Source organism: Xanthobacter sp. BG11Y11_SDJG, assembly GCF_057364445.1.
On record NZ_JBNFNU010000198.1, the window covers coordinates 1 to 7,579 of the forward strand.

5 protein-coding genes and 1 pseudogene are annotated in these 7,579 nt (G+C 69.6%); 5 read left to right on the forward strand and 1 reads right to left on the reverse strand.

Annotated elements, in window-relative coordinates; all coding sequences use genetic code 11:
* Positions 1–1,266 (reverse strand): annotated as a pseudogene (locus AC2W7M_RS15570) (pyridoxal-phosphate-dependent aminotransferase family protein); the annotation flags it as partial.
* Between the two features lie 102 nt (positions 1,267–1,368).
* Between AC2W7M_RS15570 and AC2W7M_RS15575 the strand changes: the two are divergent.
* From AC2W7M_RS15575 to AC2W7M_RS15595, 5 genes are all read left to right on the forward strand, one after another.
* A complete protein-coding gene (locus tag AC2W7M_RS15575; RefSeq protein ID WP_486133137.1) occupies positions 1,369–4,347 on the forward strand; it encodes an FAD-binding and (Fe-S)-binding domain-containing protein in 2,979 nt (992 codons plus the stop codon).
* A 124-nt stretch (positions 4,348–4,471) separates the two neighbouring features.
* Positions 4,472–5,305, forward strand: a complete 834-nt coding sequence (locus AC2W7M_RS15580; protein WP_486133138.1) for a TRAP transporter substrate-binding protein — start codon at positions 4,472–4,474, stop codon at positions 5,303–5,305.
* A gap of 11 nt (positions 5,306–5,316) precedes the next feature.
* Positions 5,317–5,448, forward strand: coding sequence for a hypothetical protein (locus tag AC2W7M_RS15585; protein ID WP_486133139.1), 132 nt, complete (start codon positions 5,317–5,319; stop codon positions 5,446–5,448).
* Between the two features lie 139 nt (positions 5,449–5,587).
* The gene (locus AC2W7M_RS15590) at positions 5,588–6,196 is read left to right on the forward strand and encodes a TRAP transporter small permease (protein WP_486133140.1); all 609 of its coding nucleotides are present in this window, start codon (positions 5,588–5,590) and stop codon (positions 6,194–6,196) included.
* A complete protein-coding gene (locus tag AC2W7M_RS15595; RefSeq protein ID WP_486133141.1) occupies positions 6,193–7,491 on the forward strand; it encodes a TRAP transporter large permease in 1,299 nt (432 codons plus the stop codon). The genes AC2W7M_RS15590 and AC2W7M_RS15595 overlap by 4 nt, the downstream gene beginning before the upstream one ends.
* Positions 7,492–7,579 lie beyond the last annotated feature (88 nt).

Consider the following 7,579-nt stretch of genomic DNA (forward strand, 5'->3'; position numbering starts at 1 on the left):
CGTTCTCGCGTTCCCTACCCCCCGCCCCGGGGACGGAACAGCGCGCCCGCCGCTCCGCTATTCCGCCGCCCGGGGGCAAAGCGTCCTTGGCGGCGGCGGTGAAGTGCGCCATGGCGGCGGCGACGCCGCCCTTCCGGTGTGGGATGCCGGCCAGCTCCAGCCCCATCTCCACCCCCGCCAGCGCGCCGAGGATGGTGAGGTCGTTGGTGTCGCCCAGATGGCCGATGCGGAACACCTTGCCGGCGAGCTTGGTCAGCCCGGTGCCGAGCGAGATGTCGAACGCCTCCAGCGCCGGGCGCGGAAGGCGTCGGCGTCGTGCCCGTCCGGCACCAGCACCGCGGTGAGCGAGGAGGAATAGTGCTCCGGCACCCGGCACAGCACCTCCAGGCCCCAGGCCTCCACCGCCGCGCGCGTCGCCGCCGCATGGCGGTCGTGGCGGGCGAACACGTTCTCCAGCCCCTCCTCGTGCACCATGTCGATCGCCGCATCGAGGCCGTAGAGCAGGTTGGTGGCGGGCGTGTAGGGGAAGTAGCCGGCGCGGTTCGCGGGCAGCATCTCCTCCCAGGACCAGAACAGCTTCGGTGAGCGCGCGGCCTTGGCGGCGGCCAGCGCCTTCTCGCTCACGGCGTTGAAGGACAGGCCCGGCGGCAGCATCAGCCCCTTCTGCGAGCCCGCCACCGTGACGTCCACGCCCCATTCGTCGTGGCGATAGTCGATGGAGGCGAGCGAGGAGATGGTGTCCACCAGCAGCAGCGCCGGATGGTTGGCCTGGTCGATGGCCTTGCGCACCTTGGCGATGGGCGAGACGCAGCCGGTGGAGGTCTCGTTGTGCACCACGCACACGGCCTTGATGGCGTGCGCCTTGTCCTCGGCGAGCGCCGCGCCGATGGCCTCCGGATCCGCGCCCTGGCGCCAGTCGGAGCCGATGAACACCGGGTCGAGCCCGAGCTTGGCCGCCATGTTGCGCCACAGTGTGGCGAAATGGCCGGTCTCGTACATCAGCACCTTGTCGCCGGGGGAGAGGCAATTGGAGAGCGCCGCCTCCCATGCGCCCGTGCCCGAGGCGGGGTAGATGATGACCGGGGCGCGGGTCTTGAACACGGTCTTGACGTTTTCCAGCACCCGCCGGCCGAGCTTCTGGAATTCCGGCCCGCGATGGTCGAGCACCGGCATGTCCATGGCGCGCAGAATGCGGTCCGGCACCGGCGTCGGGCCGGGGATCTGCAGGAAATGTCGGCCTGCGACGCGGGCGGAATTGGACGGCATGAGGCGGGCCTCCGAATGAGGGGTGGTTCCCTTCTGGCTTGCCAAAATGAATTATGAATGCAAAAAACAGTCAAGAACACTTTTTCTGGGAGCGTTCCAGGAATGGCGGCGACCGTGGCACGGATCGTGGAACCCGGCCTTGAGCGGCGGCTGAAGGCGGAGCTCGCCGGCGAGGTCCTGTTCGACCGCTTCAGCCGGGGACGATACGCCACCGACGCGTCGGCCTACCAGCAGATGCCCGCCGGCGTCGTGGTGCCGAAGACGCGGGCCGAGGCCGAGCGCGCGGTCGCCATCGCCCTGGAGGAGAAGGTGCCCGTGACCGCCCGCGGCGGCGGCACCTCCCAGTGCGGGCAGACCATCAATACCGGCCTCATCGTCGACTGCTCGCGCCATCTCACCGCGATCCTGGAGCTGGACGTTTCCGGCCGCCGCGCGGTGGTGGAGCCGGGCATCGTGCTCGACGAGCTGAACCGGCAGCTGCGCCCGCACGGTCTGTGGTTCCCGGTGGACGTCTCCACCGCCTCGCGCGCCACCATCGGCGGCATGGTGGGCAACAATTCCTGCGGCGGGCGCTCGCTGCGCTACGGCACCACGCGGGACAACGTGGTGGCCGTCGACGCGCTCCTGGCGAGCGGCGTCAAGGCGCGTTTCGGCCCGGTGAAGGGCGACCTCTCGGACCTGTCCGCCACCGCGCCCCTGCGCCCGCTCGCCGAGACCCTTGCCGCGCTCGGCGCGCGTGAGGCGGACGAGATCGCGGCGCGCTTCCCCAAGGTGCAGCGCCGGGTCGGCGGCTACAATCTCGATGCGCTGGTGCCGGCCTCCGAGATCAACCTCGCCCATGTGCTGGTGGGCTCGGAGGGCACGCTCGGCTTCTCCACCGCCATCGAGCTGAAGCTCTGGCCGCTGATGGGCCGGCGCGCGGTGGGGGCGTGCCATTTCGGCTCCTTCCATGCCGCCATGGATGCGGCCCAGCACATCGTCAAGCTCGGCCCCATCGCGGTGGAGCTGGTGGACCGCACGCTGCTGGATCTGGCCTCCGACATCGCCATGTTCCGCCCCACGCTGGACGCCTTCGTGCGCGGCCGGCCGGAGGCGATCCTCCTGGTGGAGTTCGCCGAGGACGACGCGGAGAACGCCCGCCGCCTCGCGCGCCTGCACGACCTGATGGGCGATATCGGCCTCGGCTGGGACCGCACCGGCGCCCATTGGGGCGGGGTGGTGGATGTCACCCAGCCGGCGCTCCAGGCCGCCATCGCCGACGTGCGCACCTCCGGCCTCAACATCATGATGTCCATGAAGGACCAGGGAAAGCCGGTGTCCTTCGTGGAGGATTGCGCGGTTCCGCTGGAGCACCTCGCCGACTACACCGCGCGGCTGACGGAGGTGTTCGAGAAGAACGGCACGCGCGGCACCTGGTATGCCCACGCCTCCGTCGGCTGCCTGCACGTGCGCCCGGTGCTGAACCTGCGCCAGGACCTCGACGTGAAGCGCATGCGCGCCATCGCCGAGGAAGCGTTCGCGCTGGTGCGCGCCTACAAGGGCTCCCATTCGGGCGAGCACGGCGACGGCATCGTGCGCTCGGAGTTCCACGAATTCATGTTCGGCAGCCGCCTCGTCGCGGCGTTCGGCGCGGTGAAGCGCGCGTTCGACCCGCGCGGCCTGCTGAACCCGGGCAAGATCGTCGACGCGCCGAAGTTCGACGACCGGACGCTGTTCCGCTACGGGCCGCACTATCACCCCGTCGAGGTGAAGACCCGTCTCGACTGGTCCGCCTTTCCCGGCGCCTCCGGCGGCCTTCAGGGCGCGGTGGAGATGTGCAACAACAACGGCGCCTGCCGCAAGCTCTCCGGCGGCACCATGTGCCCGTCCTACCGGGTAACGCGGGACGAGAAAGACGTGACGCGCGGGCGCGCCAACACGCTGCGCCTTGCCCTCTCCGGCCAGCTGGGCGAGGACGCCTTCACCTCGGACGAGATGATGGAGACGCTGAAGCTCTGCGTCTCCTGCAAGGGCTGCCGGCGCGAATGCCCCACCGGCGTCGACATGGCGCGCTTCAAGATCGAGGCGCTCGCTGCCCGCGCCGCGCGTTTCGGCCATTCGATCAGGGACTATCTGGTCGGCTTCCTGCCGCATTATGCGCCGTTCGCCGCGAAGGTGCCGGGGCTCGTCAACCTGCGCGACCGCGTGCCAGGTCTGGCGAAGCTCGCCGAGCGCGTCACCGGCTTTGCCGCCGAGCGGGTGCTGCCGCGCTGGCGGCGCGACGTGTTCGCCGATACCCCCGCCGCCTTCGGGCCGGTGGACGGGGCGCCGGTGATCCTGCTGGCGGACACCTTCAACCGCTACTTCGAGCGGGAAAATCTGGACGCCGCCCTCGCCGTCCTCACCGCCGCCGGCTACCGGGTGGAGATCGCCCGGCCGGCCGACGGCTCGTCCCGGCCTTTGTGCTGCGGGCGCACCTTCCTGTCCATCGGCGCGGTGGACGAGGCGAAGAGGGAGGCGCAGCGCGTGCTCGACGCGCTTGGGCCCCGGCTGGCGGAAGGGGTGCCGGTGATCGGCCTGGAGCCGAGCTGCCTGCTCTCGTTCCGCGACGAGGTGCCGGCGCTCCTGCCCGGCCCGGCATCCGAGAAGCTCGCCGCCTCGGCGCTGCTGTTCGAGGAATTCCTCGCCCGCGAGGCGAAGGCGGGGCGCCTCGCGCTCGACCTCGCGCCCATCGGCCCGCGCGCGCTGCTGCACGGCCACTGCCACCAGAAGAGCTTCGCCGCCATGGGCGCGGTGGAACAGACGCTGCGCCTCGTCCCGGGCCTCAGCGTCGAGGCCGTGGAGACCAGCTGCTGCGGCATGGCCGGCGCGTTCGGCTACGGCGCGGAGACCGTCGGCGTGTCGAAGGCCATGGGCGAGCTGTCGCTGCTGCCGGCGGTGCGGGCGGCGGATGCGGACACGGTGGTGGTGGCGGACGGCACCTCCTGCCGCCACCAGATCGCCGACGGCACGGCGCGCCAAGCGGTACATGTGGCGCAGGTGCTGGCGCGTTCGGTGGCCGCCGCCAAGTCCCAACCGGCTCTGAAGGAGGCTGCGGAATAAAGGCGGGAGGCTTTGTATCCTTGCCTTTCCGATTTCTGCATTCATAATTCACTTGAAGCGCACCGGCCGAAGATGCCGGGCGCGGGGCCGGAACCGGCCCGCGCGAGGAACGGAGGAGACGCCAATGAGACTGTTCACCACCCTCATGCTGGCCGCGGCCGGCGCATTCGCCGCCACGGCGGCCATTGCCCAGACCGAGATCAAGCTCGGCCATGTGGGCGAGCCGGGCTCGCTCTTCGACCAGACCAGCCAGGAATTCGCCAAGCGCGCCAACGCCAAGCTCGGCGACAAGGCGAAGGTGGTGGTGTTCGGATCGAGCCAGCTCGGCGGCGACGACGAGATGCTGAAGAAGCTGAAGCTCGGCACCATCGATCTCGCGCTGCCCTCCACCGTGATGACCACGGTCGCGCCCGAGTTCGGCGTGTTCGAGATGCCCTATCTGGTGAAGGACCGCGCCCACGCCGCGCGCATCCGCGACGAGGTCATCAAGCCGACGCTGGTGCCGATCGCCCAGAAGGCCGGCTACACCATCATCGCCACCTGGGAGAACGGCGTCCGCCACATCACCAACAACAAGCGGCCGATCGTGAAGCCCGACGACCTCCAGGGCATCAAGCTGCGCGTGCCCAAGGGCGTGTGGCGGGTGAAGATGTTCCAGGCCTATGGCGCGACGCCGAGCCCGATGGCGCTGTCGGAGGTGTTCGTCGCGCTCCAGACCGGCGTGATGGACGGCCAGGAGAACCCGTTCGCGCAGATCTATCCCTCGCGCTTCCAGGAAGTGCAGAAATATCTCTCGCTCACCGGCCACGTCTATACGCCGGCCTACCTCACCGCCGGCCGCTCCTGGCAGAGCCTGCCGCCGGACGTGCGCAAGGCGCTGGAGGAGACCGCGATCGAGATGGAGCCCGTGGCGCTCGAGATCGCGCCCGCCTCGACGGCGAACTGCTGGAGAAGCTGAAGGCCGCCGGCATGCAGGTGAACGAGGCCGACAAGCCCGCTTTCATCGCCGCCTCCAAGCCGGTCTATGACGAGTTCGCCAAGCAGGTGAACGGCGGCCAGGCGCTGATCGACAAGTCGCTGGCGCTCGGCAAGGGCTCCTGACGCGCGAAGGCCGCCCCCGGCTTCGCCGCGGCCCACCCCCACGACTTCGCCTCCCCGCCTTGCGGGGAGGCGCAGCGGCCGCAGCCGGGCGGCTGCGTCCCCACCCGCCGCGACAAGCTTCGCCGGAGCAGCCCGTCCCATGCAGAGCGTCCGCAGATATTACGACCGGTTCCTTGAGGTGATCGCCGCCGCGCTCATGGCGGGGCTCACGATCATCCTCGTCATGGGCTTCGTCTACCGCTTCTTCGGTGCCTCGCTCGTCTGGTACGACGAGATCGCCTCCATCGGCCTCGCCTGGCTCACCTATTACGGCAGTGCGCTGGCCGCGCTGCGCGGCGCGCACATCGGCTTTCCCGGCATCGTCAATGCGTTCTCGCCGAACCTCCGGGTGGCGGTGACGCTTCTGTCCGAGGCGATCGTCATCGGCTTCTTCGCGCTGCTCGCCATCTACGGCACCGAGGTGGTGATGATCCTGCAGGGCTCCACCCTGGTCTCGCTGCCGGACGTGTCGCAGCAGCTCACCCAGTCGGCGCTGCCCATCGCGGCGGTGCTGTTCATCATCGCCGAACTGCTGCGGCTGCCCGAGGTGCTCGCCGCCGCGCGCGGCCACGGCTTCGAGGACCACGAACTCAAGGAGGCGCTGGAGAGCGTCGGCGTGGAGGCGCCCGGCGACGCGGCGCCCGATCGCGCGTCCGCCCCACCCAAGCCCCTTTCCTCCGGCCTGGCCGAAGGAGGCCGCGCGCGATGACCGCCACGCTCGGATACATGCTCGCCGGCCTGTTCGGCATGGTGCTGCTCAACGTGCCCATCGCGGTCGCGCTCGCCGTGGTGGCGGTGGCGGCGATCTGGATCACGCAAGGGGCGGCCATGCTGCCCAACGTTCCGCTGGTGATGTTCGAGGGCGCCACCAACTTCCCGCTGCTGGCGATCCCGCTCTTCATCTTCGCCGGCGGCATCATGAACTCGTCGTCCATCTCGCGGCGCCTGGTGAACCTCGCCTCGGCGATGCTCGGCTTCATCCGCGGCGGCCTCGCCATGGTGACGGTGGGCGCCTCCATGTTCTTCGCCGAGATTTCCGGCTCGGCGGTCGCCGGCGTCGCCGCGCTCGGCACGCTGCTGATCCCGGCCATGAAGAGCCGCGGCTATTCCAAGGAGGTGGCGGCCGCCATCTCGTCCTCCTCGGCCAGCCTCGCGATCATCCTGCCGCCCTCCATCCCCATGATCCTCTATGCGGTGATGGCGCAGGTCTCGGTGGTGAAGATGTTCATCTCCGGCCTGCTGCCGGGGCTTCTGGGCGGCGCCGGCCTCGCCATCGCCAGCTATTTCTACGCCCGCAAGTACAATTTCCCGGTGGAGCAGCGCTTCTCTTTGTCCAAGCTCGGCACCGCATTCCGCGAGGCGGCCTGGGCGCTGATGCTGCCGGTGATCATCCTCGGCGGCATCTTCGGCGGCTTCGTCACCGCGACCGAAGGCGCGGCGGTGGCGGTGGTGGCGGCGCTCTTCATCTCCACCGTGATCTATCGCGAGCAGACCCTGCGCGACCTCTACAAGTCGCTGGTGGACGCCGCGCTGCAGACCGCCGTGGTGATGCTGCTGGTGGCGTCCTCCGCCCTCATCGGCGTGTTCCTGACCGAGGCGCGGGTGCCGCAGGCGCTCGCCGGCTCGATCCTCGAATACACCACCAACCCCTACATGGTGCTGCTGCTGCTGAACATCTTCTTCCTGATCCTCGGGATGTTCCTGCATTCGGCGGCGGCCATCATCCTCACGGTGCCGATCGTCCTGCCGCTGATCCAGCAGGTGGGCATCGATCCGGTGCATTTCGGCCTGGTGCTCACGCTGAACCTCGCCATCGGCCAGCAGACGCCGCCCGTGGCGTCGGTGCTCATCGCCGCCTGCGCCATCGCCAAGTCGGACATCTGGAAGACCACCAAGGCCAATCTCGGCTATATCGCGGTGCTGCTCCTGGTTCTGATGATCTGCACCTACGTGCCCTGGCTGGCGCTGGCGCCGACGCGGTGGTTCTACGGCGAGGCCGGCTGAACCGGCGCCGGCAGGCGCGCCGTTTTCGGCGCGCCTCCGCCCCGGCCTGGGACCGTGTTTATCGATGGCCACACCCCCACTGCGGCCG